This window comes from Leptothoe sp. ISB3NOV94-8A, assembly GCF_043421595.1.
GTDB lineage: Bacteria > Cyanobacteriota > Cyanobacteriia > Phormidesmidales > Phormidesmidaceae > Leptothoe > Leptothoe turfae.
Map to the genome: position 1 here is coordinate 170,801 of NZ_JAXSQW010000004.1, position 25,389 is coordinate 196,189.

The following is a 25,389-nucleotide window of genomic DNA, read 5'->3' on the forward strand; positions in this document are numbered from 1 at the left end:
CAAGTACTCAACTAGTCCAAAGATTTTATTCATAAAGGGGATCTGTCTAATGGCAGCCCCTTTTTATTTTTTGACCTGCCTCAAGCAGTAATTTGCCCTTAAGTTAGAATCTAAAATTACTGCTATTGCCAAGTGGTCTGTCAAGACGAAGATTTTGACTTGGCAAGTCATGGGCAAGACGTGGCTAAACTTGATATAAACCTTGTCCACGTCCAGAACTGGAATGTTACCGTAGAGGAAACGACAGGTTTCAACTTGGACGTGGTTTATCAATTACGGCTCACGACTCACTGTCTTAGTTCCAAATTTTTGCTTTAATGATGCCCAAGCAAGAGTGGCGAGTTAGCCTCTCAACTTAGTGAACTTTCACATAAACGTCCGCGTAAAAGTTATCAATCTTCCTGATAGGTTATTTAGGTGACCGTCCAAAGATCGCTAACTTAAATTGACGTTTGCAAGGGTGACTGATCAGGCATGAGTGAACTCCAGGAAACCGTCGAAAAACTAATTGCTGAGGCCTGTTGTCATCCTCCAGGTAGTCTGAAAAGACAGACTCACCTGACCCAAATCATTCGCCTGATTTCCAATCAGCTTTGGCGGGACCAAGCCCCCTACTATCAAGATGCTCTACAGCAGACCTGGATCTACTTTTGTCGTAATCTGTGCGAAGCAACAACTGGTTGCGCTTACGATCCTGACAAGGCTAATGTCGTTACCTGGTTAAACGCTTACCTTAAGCGTCGCCTCCAGGACGGCTACATCAATACACAAAAGCAATACGCTACCACGGCATATCCATCCACTTCCTCAGATTCAGAGGGAAAACCTTTGGACCCGCTTGACAGCTTACCCGCCCCACCAGATATTCCCCCGCTGCTGGCAGAAGTTCAAGCCTGGGCAGAGGCCGATGCTGATGGCGTCCTGGCTGACACCCACATTAAAGGTCAGCCTCAGATTACCTGTCAGCTGCTGATTCTAAAGCGATTGCCGCCAGAAACTCCATGGAAAGAGTTAGCTGCACAGCTAGAGGTGTCTGTGAGTACCTTGAGTAGCTTTTACCAGCGTCAGTGCATTCCATTATTAAAAGAATTTGGTCGAGTCCAGGGTTATCTATAAACCCATTGTGTCTGATTACTATTACGCCAGAGAAAGATGATGACCACACAGTTAACGCTATACCCTCAAGCAGTGCCGCTTCCCATTACTGAACAGGCCCGCACCATGGCCCAGCAATTTGCCAGTGCTCAGCCGACTGCCATCAAGTCAGAGCAGGTGCAGCTAAATACGCTAGCCGTTTTTGCTATCCATGGTTACTGCCAGATGATGGGAATTGTCAGCGATTTAGAGCAAAGTGATAGCTGGAATCCAGTGACTCAGATGATGACTGATGTTGCTGACTTGACGCTGCCAGGGCTGGGTCGGTTAGAATGCCGACCTATTCAGACAGGGGCTAATATTTGTGAGGTACCCCCTGAAGTATGGGATCTGCGCATCGGGTATGTGGTTGTCTGGATTGATGAAAACTTGAAAATGGCTCATCTACTGGGTTTTACGCCTACCGTTGGTGAAACAGCCTTAACCATTTCAGACCTGCAGCCCCCTGAAACATTGCTACAGCGTATCCATGAGCTAATGCCCTCGAACGAAGTGGCTACATCCTCAGATATGGACCAGTCCCAGCTAGTTGCAACAGCGGTCAAACTTGGCCAATGGCTTAATCAATCATTTGAAGCAGGATGGCTTGCAGTGGAAACCTTGCTTAGTCCAGAACAAGTTAGTCTGGCCTTTAGCTTTAGACATGTCGATGAAACGGATACTGATACTCCATTGGATGCTGTATCTGATGGCCCCTTTGCTGACAGTCTTCTTGATGTCAAACGAGCCAAGCTGATTGATGTTGGAGTGCATCTGGGGGATGTGCAAGTTGTCATGCTGGTGGAAATCCAGAGTGAATCATCTGGGGCAATTAACATTGGGCTACAGGTACATCCCCAAGGTCAACCTTACCTTCCCCCTGACCTTGAACTGGCAGTGCTAGAAACATCGGATACTGTATTTATGGATGCTCGAGCCAGACAGGCTGACAATTATATTCAGTTACAATTCAGCAGTCGTCCTGGTGAGCGCTTTCGGGTACGGCTCCAGTTGGATGGTGTCCAATACCTCGAAGAATTTGTCATGTGAGACTTGAGCGGGCCATGGAGCAGTTGGTTACCTTAAAGTTTGGTAATGGCAGCCTGGAGACTGGGCTACATGTCATTTTGCAAATTGGTGAGTCAGGTCAATTACCCACTGTAGAACTTACTGGGAATTTACCGCCTGCTGTGCAACTACAGCATACGCTGCAGCGCTGGCAAAGGGCATACCGTCGCATGGGCACACCCTATCGTCTGGAGGCTAAAACTGGGTTTGCCAAGAATGTTTCTAGAATAGATGACTGTGATACGGTTGCTCGGCAATTAAATGAAGACTTTAATCGCTGGCTCAGTTCAGATAGCTTTCGCCCTTTATATGACAAACTGCTGGAGCGATTAAATCCCAGCGACTACATTCGTGTTGTTTTACAAACTGAACTGCATACTCTCCAACGGTTGCCCTGGCACACTTGGGCTTTGTGCGATCGCTACCCAAAAGCCGAAATTGCCCTGAGTGCCCCTGCCTACGAACGCATTGAACGGCAGACGATGCCTCGCTCTAGGGTTAGGATTTTGGCCATTTTAGGCCATGGTCAGGGGCTGGAGCTACAAACTGACCAGGTATTATTAAACCAATTGCCCCAAGCCGATGTGCAGTTTTTAGTCGAGCCCGACCGTCAACAGTTAAATGATGTTCTTTGGGATCCGCAGGGATGGGATATTCTCTTTTTTGCTGGCCATAGTTCTAGTCAAACCCAATCGGCAACAGATATCACCGGGAAACTTTATCTCAACCCTGACGACAGTTTAACTGTGCCTGAACTGAAACATGGCCTGAGTAAAGCCATTGAGCGTGGATTAAAGATCGCTATTTTCAATTCCTGTGACGGTCTGGGTTTGGCCCATGATCTGGCAGATTTGCAAATTCCTCAGGTGCTGGTGATGAGAGAACCAGTCCCCGATCCAGTCGCCCATGTGTTTCTCAAATCGTTTTTAACTACATTTTCCCGTCAGGTACCCTTTTATCTTGCAGTCCGAGAAGCCCGAGAAAAGCTACAGGGATTAGAAGACAAATATCCTTGCGCTACCTGGCTGCCGATGATTTACCAACACCTGGTTGAACAACCACCCACCTGGCCAGCCCCACAGCTCGACAACATAGCCAAGCCATCCCACAACATTCCTCAACAACAACAAACACTGGGCCTGAAAGAACTACTTATTATTGGCATTTTTTCAGTATGTACAACCTTAGGGTTACGCCAGACTGGGATACTCCAGCCTTGGGAATTACGAGGGTTTGATTTTTTAATGCAACGCCGTTCCCACCAGTTGCCCGATCCGCGACTGTTAATCATCACGGTGACCGAAGCAGATATTCAGGCTCAGGATGCGGCTCAAAGACGGGGTTCCCTTTCAGATGATGCGTTATCAGCGCTGTTAGAGACACTAGAACCGATGCAACCCAGGGTGATTGGGTTGGATATCTATCGAGATTTTCCAGTCAGCGATCGTCAGCCACAACTTATCAACCAGCTGCAGTTACCCAATTTGATCGCGACGTGCCAATCTCGCAATAGCCGTGACGATAGTCCAGGGATTGCCTCGCCGCCAGAAGTGCCCAGCAATCAAGTAGGCTTTAGCGATGTACTCACCGATGCCGATGGCATTACTCGTCGTCAGTTACTGTCGATAACGCCTGAGCCAGCTTCCCCCTGCCCGGCCAGCTATTCTTTGAATGCCTTAATCGCTCTACACTATCTGTCAGCGCAAGGTATGGACATCACCGTTACCCCTGAGGGGCATCTACAGGCAGGTGAGGTGATCTTTACGCCATTAGAACCCCATAGTGGAGGTTACCAGGGGATGGATGCTGGGGGACATCAAATTTTGCTGAACTATCGCCATTTACCCTCGCCGGATCAAATTGCGGACCAAGTTACCCTCGACGAAGTGTTAGCGGGGCGTGTGAGTGATGATATTGTGCGCGATCGCATTGTTCTGATTGGTACCACTGCCACCAGCTTTGGAGACTATTGGTTAACCCCCTACAGCCATGGACATATGGGCCTACAGGAAACGGCAGGGGTTTTTCTACAGGCCCATATGGTGAGTCATCTCCTGAGCATGGTCCTGGATGGACATCCCCCCATTCGCACCTGGCCTGATTGGGCTGAAATTCTATGGATAGTGAGCTGGACGACCCTTGGTGGTGTCGCGATTTATGGTGTTAACATTTGGATTCCTACACAGCCTCAATGGAGACAGCTACTATTGGTAGGAATAGTGGCTCAATTTAGTTTATTGAGTCTATGTTGGTTTAGCCTGACACGGTTTGGTTATTGGCTGCCATGGGTATCGGTATCTACTGTAATCATAATTACGGTAGGGAGTGTAGCGACCTACCGTCGTTTCCAGTCAGCTCACGTCTGAATTCATTAACCGGCCAAACACTGTAGGTTCTTCCTCGGAAAAACGACCATTCTGACTGTAGATAAGACTGGTCATCTAGCACGATTATGAAAAGACTTAACACACTTTTCAACTTAATGTTTCCAGTCAGTTTACTGGGTGTTGCCTGGCTATGCTTAGTGCCAATCTCCAGCTTGGCTCAGTCAACCCAAGTCAACACTAATATCGAATTTACTCCACCACCTTTAGAAGATCGCGGTCGTCCTCACTCAGGGCGTCGTCAGGGAGCTGCTAGCCGAGGGAGTTGTCAGTTGTTAGAACAGCAAACTGGCCTTACGGCTCTCGTGCCAAATACCCAGGTTCAATTAGAGGACACTGCAGAAACCGCCGACAATGCTTACCTGTCTAACTATGAATCAGTCTTGAGTTTGACAACAGAAGCCTTGCCTGCTTTTTGGTTCTACGTTCCCTACTCCTCTGAAGATATAAAGGAATTTGAGTTTGTTTTACAAGATGAAAGCGGAAATGAAGTCTATCAGGAGACATTTATTTCCCATCATGAAACCCCAGGCATTGTCCAGATTACTCTCCCCGAAACGCTATCCCCTTTGAGATTGGATGCTACCTATCAATGGTTCTTTTTAACTCACTGTGAATCTGGTACAACAGCCCTATCGCCTGAGGTGGGAGGATGGATCCGACGGGTTGAGTTGGTATCTAATTTACAAACACAGCTTGATAATGCCACAGCTTTGGAAATGGCTTCCATTTATGCATCGAATGGTATTTGGCAGAATGCCATCACTATTTTAGGAGAACTCTATCGGGAGTCGCCCGAAAACACCATATTTCGAGATAATTGGAGTAGTTTATTGACATCTATTGACTTAGAAACCATTTCAGAACAGCCACTACTGGAGCCAGTAAGTATCGATTAGGCTAGTCTGTAGTTTCAAAGAAATGCTACATCAAACTAATTGCAGAGAAGCTGTAATTAGTTTGGATTATTTGAAAGTTCTGGGAACGACTATTTCAAAGTTTTGAACCAGAGATAGTCATGCTCTACAGTTGAAATATCCTAGCTATGAGGGATACTTATTGGTTGTGAGATCAGGCTTTTACGAAAAGAAATAAGAATTTTAGTGTAAGTCTGATAAGGGAAATGCAAATGAATAACACACCAGTCAAATGGGAATAATAGTGACGTCCCACTTTGGCAATTGCTCAGAGCGTTGCCACTGCTGTTCAAGCTTGGCGAGTTCTTCAGGCGATGCCTTGACGCCCTTGTGATAAACCTTGTCAACCAAATCGACAACGGGTGTACATCCTCTCCAAGTCATGTTGGCAGCCCACCGTAGGGCATCTTCAACAGTCTTGAGAATCGTTCCATTCCAGTAGTTTTCTAACGCAGCCCAACACCGTTCAATCGCATTATATTTGCTGTGGTAAGGCGGGTAGTAAATCAATTGGATGCATAAACGACTCGCCTGAGCAAAAGCTACGATACGTTTGATGAACTGAGTGCGATGACTGTTGAGCGATGGACCGTTATCCAAGTTGATGACCAATTGCTCAATCTCAACATACTCGTCTGCATAGGTCAGCCACCACTCTTCTAGGCCTTTGTATAGAGGACACTGTTGGCGAACTTAAATTTCGGCAACTAAGCAGCAGGTTCTAGCGCCTTAAATCGAGACACTCTCGTTTTGGCTAATGGAACTTCCTGAAACCAGTTGAATAATCGATCAATATTAACCGCCGCGCCAATTGCCATATTCTGCAAGTGAGTCTTAGCCATGCCCATATAGCGAGAACGCCGTAGACCGCAACTATTCACGCCTTGAGCAATTGTGCCCTCGATGCCAGCACGGCGACGATAACGCTCCTGACCTTCGGTTGTCGTTTGTATGGATCGAGCTTTTTCTAATGCCTTGTGTTCGTCTTGGGGCAGCAGATGCAGTGTGCGGCCAACAGTTGGCTTAGCTTTGGTGCACAGTGAGCGAACTGGGCAACCAACGCAGTCTTGAGGGTCAAACCTAGCCAGAATATAGGGTTTTCCGGAATCGCGGTTGTACGTTTTCCACGCCTGAGAGATTTTACCTTCTGGGCAAGTTACCTGTTCGTTATCCCAATCAATCTTGAAGTAATCTAAATTAAAGGCTCCTTCAGTTCGTGTCTGCCAACTGGTGTCAAAGCGAGCTGGCCCAATCATCTCGATGTTTTGATTCTGTGCATTTACCAGCAGGAACGCATTAATATAGGCGGTATCGGCAAAGTGCTCTTCAGGCCGAAGATGCTTGTCGATTAGTGCCTGGTGAATGTCATCAACGCACTGTGCTTCATGGACACTGGCATCAGTGGTCATCACATGAGTAATCAAATGACAGCTATCATCATCGCAGGTTTCACTCAAGTGGGTGATATAGCCTGTCCAAGTGGTGCCACAGCGCCGACGATAGCGTACGTCCGTGTCATAGGGTGATTCGACAGTTGGTGTCTTCTTTGTTAGCTGTTTGTCGCTTTTCCAACGCAGGCTCGGACCATCCTCCTGATGGTTGTATTCATAGTGATATGGCCACAGTTCCTCTAGTGCTTGCACTGTCTTGAGAGCCTGGCCTTCAGCAGATAGCTTTGATTCAGATAGGCATTTGAGTAGATAAGCTCCATCTTCTCCAACCTGTTGCGCGTAGGCGATACGCTCTGCTGGCTTTGATGGCAGCCGGTAGTCTTCTATGCGTCGTCCATAGCGTTGATACCAGTCTTCAGGTGCTATCTGTTGTAACCAGTCAGGAGCCAATACTGCTAAGTCATTGAGGGCGGCGCGAAGAGTCTCTCCAACGACTTCTAAACGGTTCAGACTACGAATGGCTCCCAGGACACGGGTTGAGTCAGTCCGTTGCTTGCCTCCGGCTTTGACTAGGCCTAATTCTCCGCAGCGGACCAGCAATTTATCCAGTAGCAAATGCTCGACGTTGCCTGCGATTAAACGGTCTCGAAATTCACTTAAAACACTATAGTTGAAGCCAATGTCAGTCAGCTCTAGCCGCAGCAGATATTTCCAGTCGATACGTGAGCGTACGGCTTCAGCGGCTTGTCGGTCGGATAGGTTTTCACGGAACTGCATGATAGTGACCAAAGCCAGCCGCCACGGTGGAATGGCCGACTGACCGACCTTTGAAAATAGCTCGCTGAAGTCGGTATCTTCCAAGATAGGGCCGAGTTCATCATGCAGCGTCACGTAGGGATTGCCTTTAGCGAATACGGCTTTAGCAACTCGCAGCGTATCAGCGGGTACTGGCGATTCTGGTTGAGGCTTTAGGGACATGGCGTTCTTCCTTCAGGACACGCTTTAGCGATCACACTTACTGATAGCGATAGATCGGTCTCAGCTTAGTGGTTTTTCAATACTTCTGGAGTTCGCCAACAGTGTCCTATACAAAGGCCTACAAGCCTCAGCCAGAGCCCTACTGAGACGGCACTCCATTATCGTGATTGATGCCACCCACACCCGACGGTGGGAGCGTGAAAAATGGACTAAAACTGAACAGTTTGACTGCTATTTCCTCTGCGTCCATGCAAAGCCAGAGGTCTGCATACAGCGGGCAAAAACAGCAGGCCAAACCGACTTGATCGACGTGATACGACCCAGGCCGACCGGATTGAGTATGATGAGATTCCAGATGACCGGCGATTGGATGTTGACAATTCTCGAACGCCAGGAGCAGAAACGGCAGAATTTATCTTAGACTCATTTAATTTGGCTGATATAGCATTTGGCTAATGTGGCCAAACAGAGTATGGGTGACGCTCAGGCAACAATAAAACTAACTGTTTATAACTGGTGGGGGGAACCTAACTCACCACCTGAGCACCTGAAAACAAAACGGCAGCTAGGGTCGCTGGGGCTAAAGCCAGTGCAGCCCGTCGGTGTCATCCATACACTCAAGTACGATTGCTACTTATACGATCCAAACGATATAGCCAGTGCTCAACCCAAGCGTAAATGCAGTCCGGCGCAGCTAGCCGCTTTAGAAAGGGGCAGGAAAAAGTCTCACTTCAAAAAACTGTACCGAGAATACTCCGCAGATTTTTGGATAGAGTATGACCGAATTAATGCGGTCAATTGGGCCAGAGAACAACTTAAAAATCCCAACCTGTTAATCCTGGATACTGAAACAACAGGCTTAAAAAAGACGGCTCACATTATTGAGATTGCGATTATCAACGGCAAAGGGGAGACTTTGCTAAATTCTCTATGCCAACCGGTGGATCAATAGACAATCGATCCAGGTGCGATCGCAATCCACGGCATTCAGTCAGAACAATTGAGTGAAGCCCCCAGTTTTGGTGACTTGTACAGCACTATCAAGTTGTTATTAAAAGACTCATTCGTTTTAATTTACGGATCCCAATTAGACAACCAGGTGTTGGAGACCGGCTGTAAACTATGCGAACAACCTGCGCTGCAATATCAATCAGACTGCCTAATGCTTTGGTACTCCCAATGGCGCGGAGATTGGAGTAGCTACCATGGTGACTATCGATGGCAAGCACTAGGGGGAGGTCATCGAGCATTGGCGGATTGCCAAACGGCCTTGACCCGGCTGCAAGAAGATGATTCCAGTGAATTTCAATACCCTATCGATCTAGTGCAGGCTGCTGAAGATGCCGGGGTTGAATTGGCCGCCACACCGGACTACTGATAGGGGTGTTTGAAGCGACGCTGCTCCCGCTAAGAGGGGCTCACGTTTACCCCCCATCGTATCCATCAAGGTAGACAACTCAGCAGCCGTTTCCTTGAGCACCGCCCGACTTACCTGCGGTTCAATGCCATTGAGTTTCTCGTACACTGCATTGCGGGTCACGTTCATCTCTTAGGCCTTTTTCGGTAGTCCGCATTCATCGACGGATGAATCCCACACACCACTAAACTCAACAAGTTCACGACACTCGAGAAAAGCAGTTCGCGCTGATACTGAACTTTGGCATGACGCTCAAAGATGTCATCTAACCGCTCAGGACGGAAAAACAACTCCATCACCCCTCGCATCATCACGCTGATAGGGCTTTCTTGGGCAAACCTTTGAACGATTTCGGTTAGCACGGCAACCTCTCTATTCCTGACTGGCTTTAGCGTACCGTATCCCTTCTCAACCTTTTTCTCTGTTTACTATTTAACACTTAGACAGGCATCGGTCGCTACAGTTAGCTATGCGAACTATCTCACGAGCTATCTAACTGACTTCTAAAAAGAGAAATGTCAAAAGACAACCTGTCATACAATAAATAATTGCTACATAAATCTAAATTAAATCTCTACTTGAGAGAAATACCTATCTCCAGTGCTTACAGTGAGCAGAATCTAAGGATGACGGCATTCTTTCAGCGGTGGGGCGCAGTTATGGTGTCCTGACAAAAGTCATCCTCATTGATTATTCACTGGTTGATAGAACTGTATGGAGATGTGGAAACAGTTAGGAGTCGGGGCAATTGCCGTTATTAGCATGGGTGCTCAGGATGCTTGGGCAACAACAGTCACTGGGGTACAGAATGAAGAAACTTCAGCGGCGTTGAGTATTTCAGTGGATGAACTATCTGATGTATTGCCGTCCGATTGGGCCTATAGTGCATTACAGCGACTGATGGAGCAGTATGGCTGTGTAGTCGGCTATCCCGATGACACGTTTAGAGGCGATCGCCCCCTGACACGCTATGAGTTTGCCGCTCTTTTAGAGGCCTGTCTGTCGGAGGTTACTACGTCAATGGCAGAAGGGGGGATCTCTGAAACCGATATGGCCACTATCCAGCGGCTACAGACTTCGTTTAACCGAGATCTAAACACGTTAGGAAGCCGCCTGGAGTCACTGGCAGCCGATACCGCCGCTCTAGAGGCTAATCAGTTTTCTACCACCACCCGTCTACGTAGCGAGGTGGTGTTTTCCCTAGAACAACTCGCTGGGAACAAGCAGCCTGGCAGCGACAATGACCTGCCCGATGAACTGGTCTTTGGTAGTCGGGCCAGGTTAAATTTTAATACCAGCTTTACCGGGCAGGACTTACTTAAAGTGCGTCTGGATGCCTTGAATCCGGTTCGCCTCAATGCTCCCATCACTGGCACAAATATGACCCGGCTGGCATTTGACCGTGATACCAATAATGACGTGGATATTGGTAAGCTGTTTTATCGCTTTCCGGTTAGCGATCGCATCGGTCTCCACATTGATGCTACTCGGGGAGCCTATCAGGCGAATGTCTCCAGCACCTTTAATCCAGGCTTTGCCAATCCCATTAATGGGGCCGTCTCCCGCTTTGGGCGCTTTAATCCGATTTACTATCAGGGAGCGCTGGGGACGGGGATTACTGGAGTCTATGACATCAGTTCTGATCTCACTCTCTCAGCCGGATATTTAGTCCCTGGCAAAAGTGCGGCTAACTCGGAGATAGGGCTGTTTAGCGGTGGCTATACGGCACTGGGCCAGCTAGATTTTCGACCGACTGATACCGTTAAACTGGGTGTGACCTATGCCCGTTCCTATTATCCGGGGGGAGCCGTGGCGGTGACAGCGGGCACGGGTAGTCGCCTGGCCAATGCGCCGTTTGGTAATAGTGTGGCGACATCCGCCAATCACTTTGGGCTGCAGTCTAGCGTAAAACTGGGGGACAATGCGACGCTCTCTGGCTGGGCCGGGTTAAGTTTGGCTAGCGCCGAATCGGACCGGGGAACGGTGCGGGACGGAGATGATGCCACACTGCTCAACTGGGCGTTAACCCTGGGGCTGCGCAATCTGGGTGGAAAAGGCCATTTTGGTGGACTATTGGTGGGGCAACCGCCTCGAGTGTTAAGCAATGACAGCGGCCCTGATGAAGCAGATGCCACCTGGCAAGTTGAGGCGTTTTATCGCTATCGCGTTAATCAAAATGTTGCTTTAATTCCAGGGTTTGTTGTCTTGGTGAATCCTGAAAATAATCGTGCCAATGACACCATTTGGTTAGGGAGTCTGCGTACCGTATTTGAGTTTTAGTCAGCCTATGCTCTCATTTGATGTCTCTAAAGCACCGACCCGATTGCGGTCAATTCTCTGGGCCCTGGGCACGCTGACGCTGCTGCTGAGTCTATCGATTTCGCCCATACAGACAATGAAAAACATACATGGATGCCCCACTAAAGAACAGTTAAGGTAAAAGCCAGCGGGTATAAACAATAGGCTAAATGCGCTGTCTTTGCTGAGTAATTACCGTTTCAAAACTTGTTGTCAGTTACCCCTAAATAACCACAACCAGAGTTCCCGCCATTAGAGACAACTATTTCCAGAAGAAACAATGGGTATAACAAGTAAGATCTTGACTTCAGAAACGCGTGCCCTCATTGATGCCAACCTTGTTGAAGCCTATCGGGAGTTTGGGCGTTGGCAGCATTCAAGTCAGCTGGTTGAAAAAAATGGGGTACTGCTGGTAGCCGGGACAACATCCTTCCCCCTACTCATGAACTATGTTGTCCGGTTTGATTCTCAGATTGCCGCTTCAACGGTCATAGACGAAGCGAAACGATTCTTCAACGCACTTGGGCGCGGTTTTTCGATTGTGAGCCGTGGGCAAGCCGACCGCGATCTTGAGGCAGCAGCGGCGGATGCTGGTATGGAGCCGGTTGTCGCTGTCCCCTGGATGGTGTTAGATCACCAAGTTGCCGAACCCCAGCTTCCACCCAACGTGGAAATCAAACGAGTTACGGATGAGCAAGGCATTCTCGATGCCCAACAGATCAATGCCGACGCGTTTGAATCATTAGACTTTCCCAGAACGGAGACCGAAGCCATTTTTGGGGTTCCGGCCCGACTGCTGTCTCCAAATTTGAGGGTGTATGTGGCGTATTTGGATGGGGAGCCCGTCTCGACTGCGATGCTCCTGCTAACCCCACAAATCGCGGGGGTTTATTGGGTGGGTACTAAACCCTCTGCCCGAGGACATGGCCTGGCAGAGGCCTGCTGCCGATTGGCTAGCAACGCTGGTTTTTCAGCAGGGGCAAAATGGGCTGTACTTCAGGCCAGCCCAATGGGGGAACCGGTTTATCAGCGGATTGGATATCGAACCATGAATGATCAGTTCAAATGTTATCTAGCTGCCGCATAAGCTAAATCTGACTCAAAACCTTGAGTTTTCCTATGTGGAACGTACCGGCCTACTTTGTTAAATTCGAACGTGTCTGCATCTGTTGAACACGACCGTTACTCTGCCAAATTCCATGACTACATCTGTTGCTGACCATTATGCCAACCACCTTGCCCCAATATACTCATGGATGGTCGGCGACTTTGAAGCTGCGTGCAAGCAAGCCGATAACTTCTACGCCGACCTTGGCCTCGCCGATGGTGATGGACAAATTTTGGCTGATCTCGGCTGCGGCCATGGTGTCCATGCCGTCCCCCTTGCTCGCCGTGGATACCATGTTTTTGCGTTCGACACGTCGGCCCAATTACTGAGTGAGCTTAAAGCAGTAGTCAATGATTTACCAATTAAGACTATCGCTGCCGATCTCACTAGGTTCACCGACCACCTTGAAACCGAAAGGGTTTCCCTCGTTGTCTGCATGGGGGACACTCTGCCCCATCTTCCCTCTATCGATACCGTTAATGTATTGATTCGTGATGTCGCTCTCAAGCTGGTGCCAGATGGATTACTGATTTTCTCATTTCGTGATTACTCAACCCATGAATTAACTGGCACAGACCGGTTTATTCCTGTTCGAGCTGACAACCATCGAATTCACACATGCTTTCTTGAGTATCGTCCTGATAGTGTTATTGTCCATAATATTGTTCACTCACTTATTGATTCGTCATGGCAAACGTCCGTCAGCGCCTATCCAAAACTACGCTTGCGTCCTGATAGCGTGATCGCAACCGCTGAATCGCATGGATTCTCACTCATCCACAGAACTGCAATTCGCGGCATGGTTTATTTAGCTTTCAAACTCTCGGCAAACGCGATCGCGGGATAACTGTGCGATACACGTTTTCAAATTCGTGGGTTTGGCAAACGTGCTTCAGAGTTGGTAATTGAATACGTAAAAACACGTCTACAAGCAAAGGTCTTATTGACAAGCTGTGTTCCTGGTGAAGGAAGCCCCGAAGGGTTTTATAAAAAGATGGGCTTCACACCCACAGGTGAGATGGATGAGGATGGAGAAGTGATTATGCAATATGAATTATGAAAAGCTTTTTCAACAGTGCGATCTCACTGTAACAATCGCACTACATCTCCATAATGGAGATGCGTATCAAAAAAATGGGCGTTGCTGATCCTCGGGATGATTACATCTACAAAATTCTGGTGTATAACATTTCTAACAGATCGATGCATCCCTTAAATTAGCAACGGCGAAAAATGAGGTCATAATTCTGATGAGCCAGGATTTTGAAACGGTTCCATTTCCCTACCTTGAGACAAAGCAGCTAAAGCTGCGACAAGCTACCCAGAAAGATGCTGAAGCTATATTTTCAGTATTTTCTAACCCAAAAGTGACTCAATTTCATGATCTTGATACATTTACTCATCTCGATGAAGCAATGAGGGTGATTGAGCGACGGGCAAAAGGATTTGAAAGTGGACGTGGGATACGTTGGGGTATCGCTCTTAAACAAGATAATCGCCTGATTGGTTCTTGTGGGTTTAGTTGGGATAGAGAAGCGAATGCTGCTGAACTTGGCTATGAACTGGCCAGTCCATTTTGGCGACCAGGCATTATGGGTGAAGCATTACGTGCCATTCTGTCCTATGGGTTTGAGGTTAAAAAAGTGCAGTTCGTTGTGGCTGAAATCATGCTAGAAAATCTGGCATCTAGAAAGCTGTTAGAGAAATTAGATTTTGAGAGCAGAGGAGTATTTAAGGCGCGTGGTTTCTGGAAAGGGAAGCACCACGATTTAGAGCCGTTTATGTTAACAAGGCAAACGTTCGTAACCGTATAACTTGACGGAGTACACCTTGGTTATGAATTATGAAATTGCTCAAGCGGCCCTGACCTATTACGACCTACCCAAAGTTCAATTATCGTTTTTAGAACAAAGTCAAAACACTACGTTTCGGGTTGAAACACCAGCAAAAGAGATGTATTTGCTTCGGCTTCATATTGGTGTTGAGGCTGCTGGAAAGAGTTTGTATGAGTCTTGGAAAAAGCCATCAATCATTGAGTCTGAACTATTATGGCTGAATGCGATCGCACAGGATACCGAGTTAACAGTGCCCCAACCAGTACAAAACCGTTTGGGTGACTGGGTAACTAACATTGTCGGAACACAACAAGGTGTGTCAATACCTTGTTCGTTATTGCAGTGGGTAGACGGTGAACATCTCGGTAGTGAGCCTACAGCACAGCAAATTTGGCAGTTGGATGCGCTGTAGGCACAACTGCACCAACATTCAAGCATTTGGTCATTGCCATCTGGATTTTCTCGTCCTACTCACAATGTGGAGAAGCTAAAGTCCGCAACATCTCAACTTGGTGTGCTAGTGCAGAACGGAACAATTTCATCAGACGATTATCAAGTCTTCCAAAGGGCTGCGATACAAGTTCAAGAACTTATGCCTAGCCTACAGCAGACAAGCGATACATGGGGAATAATTCATGCTGACTTACACCAAGGTAATTACGTCTTCTACGATGAAGACGTTCGTCCAATAGACTTTTCACTCTGTGGTTTTGGTTTTTACCTCTACGATATCGCGTCAACGCTAGGAGATATTGAAGCATCATTTCGTTTGCATTTCTTCGAAGGTTACACAAGTTTTAAGTCATTACCAACAAATTATCAAAGCATTGTTGAAGCATTTTTTGTAAGTTCAACAGTAGAAAACTATGCTTTTCCCAGTGCCAACCCACAGGAGCACGAATGGCTTTCTCATGCTGTACCTTATGTTGTCAAGAACCATTTTCATTCATATTTGAATGGCGAGACCTTTTTGTTCTTGAAGTGAAGCAGTTAACCCTGGCATGTTTAGAAAGGAATGCAGGTTTGAAGGGAGTCGAAAAGCTGCAAATAGTGTTATTGGAATTCTAATCTTCAATCACAAAGCTGTGAACCAAAGGCTTAACTTGAGGTAAAGCGTGCACGGTAGTCACTTGGATTAATTCCTAACACTTTCTGAAAGCTGCGTCGCATCGATAGCTCATTACCAAAGCCGCAAGCGTGTGCGATCTCATCTATCGACCTCTTGGTTTGCTCTAAATACTGACGGGCGATTTCAACCCGAAGCTGTTGCACATATTTTCCAGGGCTGGTTCCTACTTCAGCCATAAACACACGCGAAAAATTTCTTTCGTTCATACGAACATGACGTGCTAAAGCTGCCACCGAAAGGTCTGCCTCAGGGTGCTCGGCCATCCATAGTTGCAGTTCACGTATGGAGGCATCTCGAATATCTTGGCGTCTAGATGCCACGCTAAACTGTGACTGCCCACCCGGTCGATGTAAAAACACAACTAAATCTTGTGCTACTTGAGTTGCTACACTGTGGTCATAATTTTGCTCAACAATGGCAAGCGCCATATCAATACCAGCAGTGCAGGGCTATTTCATTCTAGACATAATAGGACGAAAGTCTCTAAAGTAAAGGAGTGTGTCGATTGAGGTCGTGCCTCGCATGAGTGCGTTAGCGGGTCGTGCCTCAGAAAAAAGTGGGATGGGCAGCAATGTCATTCCAGGACCAAGGTTTCGTGGTTATCTCTGCTCTCTGAGCAGCCGTATCACCTGTGCGATTGTGCTGCCATATCCAGTTGAAATAGGTCACGACCAGTCGAGTAATACTCTCGGTCGTCTGCCAGACTTTCGCAAACTTATTCTGTCGTCGATGCCAACGACCGGTCTGTTGCCGAATGATACCATTGGTTCGTTCTAACCTTTGGGTGTTCTCTTTGCCAACCACATGGACTACCTCAGGCGGCAATACTCGCCCATAGCCAGCGCAATCATTGGTATACCAGACCTTACAATCTGTTTTGCCTTCGGTGCAGGTGATGAGTTCTTCTAAGACTGCATCCGTGTGCTTGCCCACTCGGGCAGTCAGGATGAGTCCACTTTGCTTGGCTAAACTTACCCCTATCCAGCAGTCTCCCAGATTGATATCCTCAGGCCCGCATCGTTTCTGTTTTTTTTACAAATGACCACATCTCATCGGCAATCACTTGCTCTGTCTCAATTTCCTTAACTTCTTCGTTATGAACCAACTGAGCTCGGTAAGCCGCCGCATGGACGATACTCACGACGGTATTGTAGGCGCGTTTATTGATTCGACTAATGCCCCGTAAACTGCTCCCTTCTGCTTGCGATTGAAGGATGCTCTCCACTTCATCGGCACTGACCTGACGCCAATAGTAGAAAGTATCAAAGGTTTCGACGAAGGTACGCGTACAGTGGGCGCATTTGTAGCGTTGAGTTCCTTTGCTGGTTTTACCGTGTTTGTGAGTCTTCGGATAGTCGCAATAGGGGCAATCCATTGGTTTCGGGTAGATAGCATCCCTTTACAGGACGTTTCCCACACTTCTTTGGTTCACGACCAAACAAAAAAAGAGATGACGAACTTTAAAGTACCCCAGCTGTAGAATGCGGTATATCCGGGATTTAATGCTGTGCAGCTGCCCAATCGCGGCGGTTTCTCTAGGTGATAGTGTACGATGCTCATTTTAGAGAGAACCCCGATGTGATGAAAGTCGCAGGCCTATGCTTAACCTAAGCCCATGACTGACAAGTGTGTTTCTTAAGAGTTATTCAAACATTCGCTAGATAGGTATTCTTGTAGAGTTCACCTCCCATACCTACCTCAAGCCATAATTCGCCACCCCAGGGATTGCTGCTGCACAGTCCACATCGTTGCATATCGCTCCTGCTGCTCTAACAATTCCCGATGGGTACCTTGTTCAACCACCTGGCCATCTGCCAAAACAAGAATTAAATCTGCCCCAACCACCGTTGAAAGTCGATGGGCAATCACAATGACTGTTTTATTCTCCACTAGTCGATTGATGGCAGTCTGAACCGCCACTTCACTTTCCGTATCCAATGCTGAGGTAGGCTCATCCAACACAACAATGGGCGCATCCTTAAGAATCGCGCGGGCAATAGAGATACGCTGACGTTCGCCCCCTGATAGGGCACCGCCAATTTCACCAATGCGAGTTTCATACCCATGGGCTAATCGAGTAATAAACGCATGACAGTTAGCCGCACGGGCCGCTGCCTCTACCTCAGCATTGGTGGCATTTGGTTTAGCCATACGAATGTTGTTAAGAATCGTATCGTCAAACAAATACACATCCTGGAACACCACCGAGATACACCGCATTAACTCAGCCGGTTGTACCTGTTGTACATCAACACCGCCAATGCGAATAGAGCCATTTTGAACATCGGCAAAACGACTAATCAGGCGCGTAATTGTAGTTTTACCACTGCCAGAGGGACCCACCAAAGCCGTTAGCGATCGCATCGGCAGTTGAAACGACACATCTCGCAGAGTCCATTCAGTGTGCTCAGCATAGCGAAAATATACCTGATCAAATTCAATATCAAAACAAGCCAGCTGGGCTAGAGGCTCCTGCACCGGCAAAGACGGAATCGCCATCACCGTCTCAATTCGCTCCAGGGCAATTTCCATCAGGTCAAACACACCCGCAAAGACGATGAGCAGCGATAGGGGTTCGCTAAATCTCATGGTAATTACCACCAGGGCAAACAAAGCTGCTACAGACAGACTGCCTTGCAAAATAAACAGAGCACCCAAACCAATAACAACCATCAGCCCCACTTCCACCAACGTTGCAATGGCCATTGAGGGTAAATTAGCCAACCGTTGTCCCTGTGCCTGTACCTGTCGCTGACGCTTAAGGGCCGTTTGTAAATGTTGTGATCTCACTCCCACCTGTTTTGTCGCCCGGAGTACTGGCAACCCCTGAGCATATTCCACTACCCGGGAAGCGGTATCTGCATTCGCCGCTGAAACAGCTTTTAAACTTCTCTTTCTCAGAGTTCGCATGTAGCGATAAATAGGTATTGCCAGAGGAAAACTCACCAATAATGTCAGTGCCAGCCGCCAGTCCACAAACAGCGTCACCACCACCACTACCAACGGCGTCACCAGGGTCTGAATCACCAGGGTACTTAGACTACCGATCCAGATTACACATTCGCTGACATTGCCACTCATCACCACATTGAGATCCCCTGCTCGCCGCCGATTTAGTTCCTGCAAAGGCATCTGCCGTAGCTGTTTTGCCAAGCGCAAACGAGTGTCATGAGCCACCTCACTAGAGGTAATCCAACCAAAATGCAGCTCTTGCCACCGAATGTATCCCTCAATAAGGATAAGTAGCCCCAAAATCACCAGTAGCGTCCATACACGCTGAGTATTGATAGGTTGGGCTATCAATGCTGAGAGCAACGGAAAGAACAAGGCGAAAATAATACCTTGAATGACAGATGCAATGGCAGATAAACAGAGAGTCTTTTGTAGTTGCGGTCTGTAAGGACCGGCAACGGTCATCATGTGGGAGTAGGTTTTGAACATGTTTTTGGCAGTTAAAAAAGAAACGGTACTAACCGCTTCGTCCTCTGTCGATATTCTCGATATTGCTCACCAAATTGTTCTAGCATCATTGCCTCCTCATTGCCTATTCTGAGAATGTACAGCGTACCAAAAGCAATGATGCCTGAGAGACCAGCAATCCAATTGGTTAATAACAACGCTTGAGCAATCGCCCATAGCCAAATAGATGTATACATCGGATGGCGAATGCTTTGATAAATACCGTTGGTAATCAAGCTATGGTCTTCTCGGACTTGTAATGTAGGTGACCAGTTTTTGCCGAGATCATGGTGAGAACGCCAAAATAGGTAGAGTGAGATCGCAAACATCACAATCCCTAAACTATTTGCCCAAATCGGTAGCGAATAATTAGCAAAATCAAACAATGGCGTAACTATATAAATCAGAGGTAAAACAAACATCCCCACAAGAACAAATGCTAACAAGCTATTCTCTAGAGGTGTTTTACGATTGTCGATGATGTTATTATCCTTAACCTCTCGCTGATAGGGTTTGCGGATAATTCCCGTTAATACGAAGCAAACTAAGAAGATGATTTTGAGAGTGAGGGTGTCCATGATTGACCTCTTACTTGCCAATTTTGAGCGGTTTGATGGTGTGACCAAAGTCTGGCGTATAGGCCATTAGCAGTCACTAACTGGTCGTGTTGCCCCAATTCTACTAATTGTCCCCGATCTAGAACGACAATTTGATCGGCTCCCATGATAGTGGCCAAACGATGGGCTACAACAATTAAGGTTTTACCTTGGGTGAGGGCGGCAATGGCCTGTTGAATTAAGGCCTCATTTTCAGGATCGGCAAAGGCAGTGGCCTCGTCTAACACAACAATGGGAGTATCTTGCAAGATAGCGCGGGCAATGGTGATACGCTGGCGTTGACCACCGGACAGTCGTGCACCCCGTTCGCCAACAACGGTGTCATATCCCTGGGGCAATGAGAGAATAAAATCATGGGCCTGGGCTGCACAAGCAGCTGTTTCTACCTCAGTTTGGGTGGCATCAGATTTGCCCAATTTAATATTGTTGTAGATCGTGTCATGGAGCAAAAACGTATCTTGAAATACGAATGACACCCAGGACATCAGCGTATCAGACGTTATCTGGCGAACATCAACACCGCCGATTTGCATCGAACCGGTGGTCACATCCCAAAATCGGGGAATTAACCGAGCCAGGGTCGTTTTGCCTGCGCCAGAAGGGCCTACTAAAGCAGTGACAGTACCAGCGGGAATGGTTAACGACACATTTTGTAAGGCAGAGCGATCACCATAGTAAGTAAATGTAACATTGTCTAGGACGATCGAAGCATTCTGAGGTTGTTGCGGCTGGCTCGGCTGGGGAAGTATGGGTTCCGCCAGTACTGAGCCGATGCGTAAGGCCCCGGCATTAGACTGATTGATAAAAGAAGACAGGGTAAGTATAGGTTTAAAGCCTCCACATAGTCGCGGTGCTAACAACAAAAATACCAACAGTCGTGGAAATGTTAGCGTGCCCTGCGCCATAAATCCTGTGCCCGCTGCTAGAACGATGAGTAATGTTGGCAACGGCTCAAACAACAGTGAGCCTAAGCTACCAGAAGTCCTTGTTTTTCGATTCCAAGCCCGCAGATTACGGGTAAAATCATCCAGGGCCTGTTGAAAGCGAGCAAAGGAACTACTGCCATCATCGAAGGTACGTACCACCTGCATCCCTTGTACAAACTCAATGATCACGCCGTTAATGGCCTCATTGGCACGATTATAGGCATCTCGCTGGTGGGCATAGTCTTTTAAGGCCAAACGAATAAAAATCATACCTACAGGCAACACCCCCAGGGTAATTAACCCCAAACGCCAGTCGGCAACAAATAAGGTCACCAGGGTTAGCAGCGGAATCGTATAGGCCTGGCCGATCAGGGGAGTACTATCGGCGACAAACGCATGTAGCGCCTTAACATCATCCTGCACCAGTTTCTTCACTGCTCCTGAACCCATCGTAATCACATAGCCCAGGGGAACTCGAGCCAGATGTTCTGTCAGTGCAGTGCGCAGAATTACCTCCAGCTTGAAGGCCGCCATATGAGAAATATTAAATGCCAGAACGCGCGAGGTAAAGGCAACAATTACTAGTCCTATGGCAACGGCCAGCCAGCGCCAAATCAAATCAGGCTGGGGAGAATCAGAAAGCAGGTTAGCAGCAATGGGCGGAAAAGCAAGCAGAGCTCCAAGACTGGTGAGAGAACTCAGAGCTGCAAGGATGATTGAGATCGCAATCTTGCCCTTAACCGGAGCCACGATGCTCCAGAGTCCCGTTGGCGGTTTAGTAAAAGGGCGATTTTTCATAAGAATACCAGTAATAAATTACCGGAAAGAATGGTGAAAGTTACGGTTAGTCTTTTGATTGGATATGAATTTTCGTACTAAATTATTTTTTATCCCTCCCTTAGACACAAGGCTTATTCAAAAATTTAGATAATAATGGTTCGTAAAACAGCTCCAAGCAGTATTCTTTAAGGCCCCTCTGGTATTTTCAGACTTCTAAATCTTCTAATGAGGTTGATTTTAGGGCCTTTGGGTTAATGCCAAACTTTTTCTTAAAGGTAGCGGCAAATTTACCGAGATGAGCATATCCAACCAAAGGAAATGATTGACGGAGACGCTACTTGTTAAACCCTCCCCCTCTTTCCGTATCTTCCTGTCTCCGCTTCCCCCTCACCCCTTATTCTCGACCACCACTCAAAATTGCGTCCTCACCTGTACCCCATAATTTGCTGGCATTCCATAGGATGCCAACGTACCGAAAGGAGGAAAGGCAAAGGCCTGATTGATATACTCTTGATCAAAGATATTATTGCCAAAGAGATAGATGCCAGTATTGTCAAACTCATATCCCAGACGAGCATTGAAAATGGCGTAGGGCTCTTGCTTTATGGTATTGGCATCATCAAAAAACGTAGTCCCCAATCCCTGAAGCTCTAACCGCCCAAACAGTCCCTGGGGACTGCGATACTGGAGGGCAAGATTATAGGTAACATCAGGAGAAAACTGAAGATTATTTCCCTCCGCATCGTCTCCCGTAAAGGGATTGGTAAAGTTAGTAAATTCAGCATCGGTCAAACCCAGACCAGCAATAATATCAAACCCTGGTACAGGGGTAGCCCTAGCCTCTAGCTCAAAGCCCGTAATGCTCACATCGGCATTGTCAGTAAACGAGTTGCCGATTAGATCAAACTGTAGTATCTGAAAATCATCCACCGGAGTATGAAACAGGGCAAGATTAACCGCTAGACGATCATCTAGCCAGGAGGATTTCAAACCCACTTCATAGTTCCAGGAACGCTCCGCATCAAAGGTGGCAGAATCCTCACCACCGGGACCTAAATTGACACCCGAAGGGCGATAGCCTCGGGTAATACTGCCGTAGGCCATCAGGTCCGGAGAGAAACGATACTCAACTGCAAAGCGAGGTAATAATTCATCCCCATTTTGTTCAATCTCATCTAGAGAGATAAAAGGCATATCTGGCAGACCAGGAATCGCAATCGATCGATCGAACCTTTCCAGGGTGCTATTAGTTGACTCATAGCGGAGGCCCGTGGTGAGGGTAAGGGCATCAATGGGGCGATAGCTCATCTGACCAAAAATAGCAAATGTGTCGCTATTGACCTCAGCGTTGGCTACATTGATACTGCCAGGAGGGAGAGGAAATGTGGGGCCAAATATCGTCGCGATATCATCACCATTGATCAGACCATTATTAATTGAGTCAGTGTGATTTGATTCATAATATCCCCCCAGGATCCACTCAAATCGTTCTGCAGTTTCAGGAGACTGAAGCCGTAATTCTTGACTAAATATGGTGTTGGTTAGTTCTTCTATGGTCACCACAAAAGCATCTGCGGCTGTATAGTCTCCATCAAATTCAACATCATTTTTAGAAAAGCGACGGTTGGTAATGGAGGTGAAACGAAAGTCAGGATGGGTATAGGCAACGCGTAACGACTGGTCATTGGAGACCAGATCGGTAAAGCCATCAATATCTTGCTCAGTTTCAAATGGATCATCAGTATTGAGAATTACATAGGCATTTGCTCCATCTTGGTAGTTATTAAATGAAGTATTTAATGCAATCTCTAGATTATCTGATGGAGTCCATAACAACTGTCCTCGACCATTACCGCCAGATTGTTCATTAACCCCATCATCCAATAATGTGTTGCGGAGATAGCCGTCCCGTGAACCATAGTTGCCAGAAAGACGAAAGAACAGGTCATCATCAATGATGGGGCCACTGACACTGGCCCTTAAATCCAGGTCATTATAGTTACCGTAGCTAGCCACCCCGCTAAACTCAAAGGTATCGGTGGGTTTGCGGGTAATCAAGTTGACCACCCCCGCTAGGGAGTTTCTGCCATATAGAACACTCTGGGGACCCCGCAGTACCTCCACACGCTCCAAATCTGGTAGATCAAAATCTATAAAAGACGCAAAATTATAGGGAACGCCATCCACATAAAAATCAACCGGATCTCGATTTGAAATCGCAGTGCTATTGGACAGCCCTCGAATGCTGTAAAGCCCAAAGGAGCGATCACCGCTGGAGAAGAATGTAAAGTTAGGAGTATTGCGAGCAATGTCTTCTAACGATGTAATATCCGCATCTTCAACTTCCTGCTCAGTAATAGCCGTGATGCTAATGGGCACATCTTGAACATCTTCAGGCGTTCTTTCGGCCGTTACAATAATGCGCAGCGTTTCTTCTGCCATAGTCGGAGGCATTGTTGCTAACAGGGTAAACGCAGCTATGCCAAATACCCTAAGTTCGTTGAACATAAATTTTCGCACTATACTATTCCTCACACACACCAGGGCTTGTTGAGAAATTTATGCAATAATGGCCTACAGAACAGCTCCAAGCGGTATTTTTTTAAGCCCTTCCGGTATTGTTAGGGCACGGAAAGGGGGAGCCCCGCAGACACGGAGAGCTTGATCAATCAGGGATTCCCGCGTCTCCCTTTGCCCGCGTTTTCGCGTCACTCTACCCTCTCGTCCTCGCGTCACTCTACTGACTAGCAAGACTTAAGCATCTTTGGGCTAATACCAAACTTTTTCTTAAAAGCAGCTGCAAATTTGCCTGGATGATCATAGCCAACAGTTTGAGCAACTTGAGTCACATTCAACTTGCCCAACTGTAACAACCGCCGTGCTTCTTCCATCCGATAGGCATGTAGGTATCCAAATACGGTCGTATTAAAAATCTCACGAAATCCCTGCTTGAGCTTAAAACTATTGATGCCCGCTTGCTTTGCTAAGAGCAATAGGGAAGGTGGCTCGTTTAGATTACGAATCAGGATATCCCGAGCCAGATGTATGCGGTCGATATCGTCCAACTTAAGCGATGTGGATGCGGTCGATCGGTCTTCAGTAAGCTGATGTAGTTGCAGGGTAATCAGCTCCAACGCTTTACTTTCCAGATAGAGTTGTTTTGTTATTCCTTGATAGGGACACTGAAGAATTTGTTGGAGAGCAATGGACATTGCTGGAGTCATCGTTATCGTTAACCACGACTTTCCAGTCTGATAGTTGGAAAAGGTCTGGTGCAAAACCGATTGCGATGGGTCCGATACTTCTGTCGATAGGGTATTAATAAGCTCGGGCTTTACCCCTATTTGAACGAGGGAAACTGTTTGACCAGAATCCACTTCAGACGTAGTCTGCATATCGCCTTGAAAAAAGGCAATATGGGTATCACGAGCATGGGCTACAAATTCTTTAGCTCTACCAAATGGCTTTACGCTAAACCCGCCAGACATACAAAATGAGAAGCCAAATAACGGCTCTGTCTGGCTCTTCATTGTGAAGTTAAAATTCTCTTGGAAGGTCCATTCGGTTAAGGTTAGAGTAAGATAATCCCTTAGATGAAATGAATGGTTAAACCATTTACCAAAGGGTTTATTGAGGGTCCATACAATCTCACTATCGTTTGCTTGATAATGTTTACCGATATCTGGCTGCTCAGCCTCTTGCTGCAGCTCCGCCAGCATTTCTTCAAGATCGTGATCGGAAAGAAAGACTTGACTTGACATAATAACTGATGCTTCGCTAGGTGCGATCTCACCGAAGCAATCACGCCTTATAGCTGGAATATTATATACATGAATATTTTTACGTTATTGAAATTAATTGTCAATAGCCAGCAGTGTCTGCTCCATCAGGAGCGACTACAGATGGATAAGGCTTGAGATGGACAGGGCTTGAGATGGACAGGGCTTG

At 47.2% G+C, this 25,389-nt stretch carries 22 protein-coding genes and 1 pseudogene; 13 read left to right on the plus strand and 10 right to left on the minus strand.

Features of this window, described 5'->3' with window-relative positions:
* Positions 1 to 474: 474 nt before the first annotated feature.
* The 4 genes from SPB21_RS34340 to SPB21_RS34355 all read left to right on the plus strand — a co-directional run bounded on the left by SPB21_RS34340 (position 475) and on the right by SPB21_RS34355 (position 5,485).
* Entirely contained in the window at positions 475 to 1,116 is a 642-nt protein-coding gene (locus tag SPB21_RS34340; protein WP_163670228.1) for a sigma-70 family RNA polymerase sigma factor, read from the plus strand.
* A gap of 36 nt (positions 1,117 to 1,152) precedes the next feature.
* Positions 1,153 to 2,184, plus strand: coding sequence for a DUF1822 family protein (locus SPB21_RS34345; protein ID WP_499869543.1), 1,032 nt, complete (start codon positions 1,153 to 1,155; stop codon positions 2,182 to 2,184).
* Positions 2,185 to 2,198: 14 nt separating this feature from the next.
* Positions 2,199 to 4,568, plus strand: coding sequence for a CHASE2 domain-containing protein (locus SPB21_RS34350; protein WP_499869544.1), 2,370 nt, complete (start codon positions 2,199 to 2,201; stop codon positions 4,566 to 4,568).
* A gap of 86 nt (positions 4,569 to 4,654) precedes the next feature.
* Entirely contained in the window at positions 4,655 to 5,485 is an 831-nt protein-coding gene (locus SPB21_RS34355) for a DUF928 domain-containing protein (protein ID WP_499869546.1), read from the plus strand.
* A 246-nt stretch (positions 5,486 to 5,731) separates the two neighbouring features.
* On the opposite strand, the pseudogene SPB21_RS34360 reads toward SPB21_RS34355, so the two are convergent.
* Positions 5,732 to 6,154: pseudogene (locus SPB21_RS34360) on the minus strand (ISAzo13-like element transposase-related protein); the annotation flags it as partial.
* 56 nt (positions 6,155 to 6,210) lie between these two features.
* A complete protein-coding gene (locus SPB21_RS34365; RefSeq protein ID WP_499869548.1) occupies positions 6,211 to 7,872 on the minus strand; it encodes an IS1182 family transposase in 1,662 nt (553 codons plus the stop codon).
* An 85-nt stretch (positions 7,873 to 7,957) separates the two neighbouring features.
* Here SPB21_RS34365 and SPB21_RS34370 point away from each other — a divergent pair, with 85 nt between their 5' ends.
* The 3 genes from SPB21_RS34370 (at position 7,958) to SPB21_RS34380 (ending at position 9,250) form a co-directional block, all read left to right on the plus strand.
* A complete protein-coding gene (locus tag SPB21_RS34370; RefSeq protein ID WP_499869634.1) occupies positions 7,958 to 8,293 on the plus strand; it encodes an AAA family ATPase in 336 nt (111 codons plus the stop codon).
* A 51-nt stretch (positions 8,294 to 8,344) separates the two neighbouring features.
* The gene (locus SPB21_RS34375; protein WP_499869549.1) at positions 8,345 to 8,824 is read left to right on the plus strand and encodes a hypothetical protein; all 480 of its coding nucleotides are present in this window, start codon (positions 8,345 to 8,347) and stop codon (positions 8,822 to 8,824) included.
* Positions 8,825 to 9,034: 210 nt separating this feature from the next.
* Positions 9,035 to 9,250 carry a hypothetical protein gene (locus tag SPB21_RS34380; RefSeq protein ID WP_499869550.1) on the plus strand — a complete coding sequence of 72 codons (216 nt, stop codon included), beginning with the start codon at positions 9,035 to 9,037 and terminating at the stop codon, positions 9,248 to 9,250.
* 164 nt (positions 9,251 to 9,414) lie between these two features.
* Here the strand turns inward: SPB21_RS34380 and SPB21_RS34385 are convergent, their stop codons facing one another.
* Positions 9,415 to 9,651, minus strand: a complete 237-nt coding sequence (locus tag SPB21_RS34385) for a hypothetical protein (RefSeq protein WP_499869552.1) — start codon at positions 9,649 to 9,651, stop codon at positions 9,415 to 9,417.
* 352 nt (positions 9,652 to 10,003) lie between these two features.
* On the opposite strand from SPB21_RS34385, the gene SPB21_RS34390 reads away from it, so the two are divergent.
* From SPB21_RS34390 to SPB21_RS34415, 6 genes are all read left to right on the plus strand, one after another.
* Positions 10,004 to 11,569 (plus strand): iron uptake porin, encoded by a 1,566-nt coding sequence (locus SPB21_RS34390; RefSeq protein WP_499869554.1) that lies wholly within the window; start codon positions 10,004 to 10,006, stop codon positions 11,567 to 11,569.
* A gap of 319 nt (positions 11,570 to 11,888) precedes the next feature.
* A complete protein-coding gene (locus tag SPB21_RS34395) occupies positions 11,889 to 12,674 on the plus strand; it encodes a GNAT family N-acetyltransferase (protein ID WP_499869556.1) in 786 nt (261 codons plus the stop codon).
* 112 nt (positions 12,675 to 12,786) lie between these two features.
* Positions 12,787 to 13,542 (plus strand): class I SAM-dependent methyltransferase, encoded by a 756-nt coding sequence (locus SPB21_RS34400; RefSeq protein ID WP_499869558.1) that lies wholly within the window; start codon positions 12,787 to 12,789, stop codon positions 13,540 to 13,542.
* Positions 13,543 to 13,945: 403 nt separating this feature from the next.
* A complete protein-coding gene (locus SPB21_RS34405) occupies positions 13,946 to 14,509 on the plus strand; it encodes a GNAT family N-acetyltransferase (protein WP_499869559.1) in 564 nt (187 codons plus the stop codon).
* 22 nt (positions 14,510 to 14,531) lie between these two features.
* Entirely contained in the window at positions 14,532 to 14,942 is a 411-nt protein-coding gene (locus tag SPB21_RS34410; RefSeq protein WP_163703342.1) for an aminoglycoside phosphotransferase/kinase family protein, read from the plus strand.
* A gap of 33 nt (positions 14,943 to 14,975) precedes the next feature.
* The gene (locus SPB21_RS34415) at positions 14,976 to 15,515 is read left to right on the plus strand and encodes a phosphotransferase (protein WP_499869561.1); all 540 of its coding nucleotides are present in this window, start codon (positions 14,976 to 14,978) and stop codon (positions 15,513 to 15,515) included.
* A gap of 113 nt (positions 15,516 to 15,628) precedes the next feature.
* On the opposite strand, the gene SPB21_RS34420 is transcribed toward SPB21_RS34415, so the two are convergent.
* From SPB21_RS34420 to SPB21_RS34450, 7 genes are all read right to left on the minus strand, one after another.
* Entirely contained in the window at positions 15,629 to 16,087 is a 459-nt protein-coding gene (locus tag SPB21_RS34420) for a GlxA family transcriptional regulator (RefSeq protein ID WP_499869563.1), read from the minus strand.
* 118 nt (positions 16,088 to 16,205) lie between these two features.
* Positions 16,206 to 17,034 (minus strand): IS1 family transposase gene (locus tag SPB21_RS34425; RefSeq protein WP_250565035.1). Its coding sequence is split into 2 segments (ribosomal slippage): positions 16,206 to 16,692 and positions 16,691 to 17,034, totalling 831 coding nucleotides; the frame shifts between segments, so codons are not numbered across the junction.
* 323 nt (positions 17,035 to 17,357) lie between these two features.
* On the minus strand, positions 17,358 to 19,100 hold the full coding sequence (locus SPB21_RS34430; RefSeq protein ID WP_499869564.1) for an ABC transporter ATP-binding protein: 1,743 nt from the start codon (positions 19,098 to 19,100) through the stop codon (positions 17,358 to 17,360).
* Positions 19,101 to 19,111: 11 nt separating this feature from the next.
* Complete coding sequence (locus SPB21_RS34435) at positions 19,112 to 19,696, minus strand: protein-S-isoprenylcysteine O-methyltransferase (protein ID WP_250565034.1); 585 nt, start codon at positions 19,694 to 19,696, stop codon at positions 19,112 to 19,114.
* Positions 19,663 to 21,459 (minus strand): ABC transporter ATP-binding protein, encoded by a 1,797-nt coding sequence (locus SPB21_RS34440; RefSeq protein ID WP_499869566.1) that lies wholly within the window; start codon positions 21,457 to 21,459, stop codon positions 19,663 to 19,665. The genes SPB21_RS34435 and SPB21_RS34440 overlap by 34 nt, the downstream gene beginning before the upstream one ends.
* Positions 21,460 to 21,852: 393 nt before the next feature.
* Positions 21,853 to 23,949 carry a TonB-dependent receptor gene (locus tag SPB21_RS34445; RefSeq protein ID WP_163666364.1) on the minus strand — a complete coding sequence of 699 codons (2,097 nt, stop codon included), beginning with the start codon at positions 23,947 to 23,949 and terminating at the stop codon, positions 21,853 to 21,855.
* Positions 23,950 to 24,185: 236 nt separating this feature from the next.
* Positions 24,186 to 25,202 (minus strand): helix-turn-helix transcriptional regulator, encoded by a 1,017-nt coding sequence (locus SPB21_RS34450; protein WP_163666362.1) that lies wholly within the window; start codon positions 25,200 to 25,202, stop codon positions 24,186 to 24,188.
* Positions 25,203 to 25,389 lie beyond the last annotated feature (187 nt).

Excerpts from the sequence above, each read along its gene's own strand:
- SPB21_RS34340 (WP_163670228.1), top strand. The coding sequence starts at position 475 with ATGAGTGAACTCCAGGAAACCGTCGAAAAACTAATTGCTGAGGCCTGT.
- SPB21_RS34345 (WP_499869543.1), top strand. The coding sequence starts at position 1,153 with ATGATGACCACACAGTTAACGCTATACCCTCAAGCAGTGCCGCTTCCC.
- SPB21_RS34350 (WP_499869544.1), top strand. The coding sequence starts at position 2,199 with ATGGAGCAGTTGGTTACCTTAAAGTTTGGTAATGGCAGCCTGGAGACT.
- SPB21_RS34355 (WP_499869546.1), top strand. The coding sequence starts at position 4,655 with ATGAAAAGACTTAACACACTTTTCAACTTAATGTTTCCAGTCAGTTTA.
- SPB21_RS34365 (WP_499869548.1), bottom strand. The coding sequence starts at position 7,872 with ATGTCCCTAAAGCCTCAACCAGAATCGCCAGTACCCGCTGATACGCTG.
- SPB21_RS34375 (WP_499869549.1), top strand. The coding sequence starts at position 8,345 with ATGGGTGACGCTCAGGCAACAATAAAACTAACTGTTTATAACTGGTGG.
- SPB21_RS34380 (WP_499869550.1), top strand. The coding sequence starts at position 9,035 with ATGCTTTGGTACTCCCAATGGCGCGGAGATTGGAGTAGCTACCATGGT.
- SPB21_RS34390 (WP_499869554.1), top strand. The coding sequence starts at position 10,004 with ATGGAGATGTGGAAACAGTTAGGAGTCGGGGCAATTGCCGTTATTAGC.
- SPB21_RS34400 (WP_499869558.1), top strand. The coding sequence starts at position 12,787 with ATGACTACATCTGTTGCTGACCATTATGCCAACCACCTTGCCCCAATA.
- SPB21_RS34405 (WP_499869559.1), top strand. The coding sequence starts at position 13,946 with ATGAGCCAGGATTTTGAAACGGTTCCATTTCCCTACCTTGAGACAAAG.
- SPB21_RS34410 (WP_163703342.1), top strand. The coding sequence starts at position 14,532 with ATGAATTATGAAATTGCTCAAGCGGCCCTGACCTATTACGACCTACCC.
- SPB21_RS34420 (WP_499869563.1), bottom strand. The coding sequence starts at position 16,087 with ATGGCGCTTGCCATTGTTGAGCAAAATTATGACCACAGTGTAGCAACT.
- SPB21_RS34430 (WP_499869564.1), bottom strand. The coding sequence starts at position 19,100 with ATGTTCAAAACCTACTCCCACATGATGACCGTTGCCGGTCCTTACAGA.
- SPB21_RS34435 (WP_250565034.1), bottom strand. The coding sequence starts at position 19,696 with ATGGACACCCTCACTCTCAAAATCATCTTCTTAGTTTGCTTCGTATTA.
- SPB21_RS34440 (WP_499869566.1), bottom strand. The coding sequence starts at position 21,459 with ATGAAAAATCGCCCTTTTACTAAACCGCCAACGGGACTCTGGAGCATC.
- SPB21_RS34445 (WP_163666364.1), bottom strand. The coding sequence starts at position 23,949 with ATGTTCAACGAACTTAGGGTATTTGGCATAGCTGCGTTTACCCTGTTA.
- SPB21_RS34450 (WP_163666362.1), bottom strand. The coding sequence starts at position 25,202 with ATGTCAAGTCAAGTCTTTCTTTCCGATCACGATCTTGAAGAAATGCTG.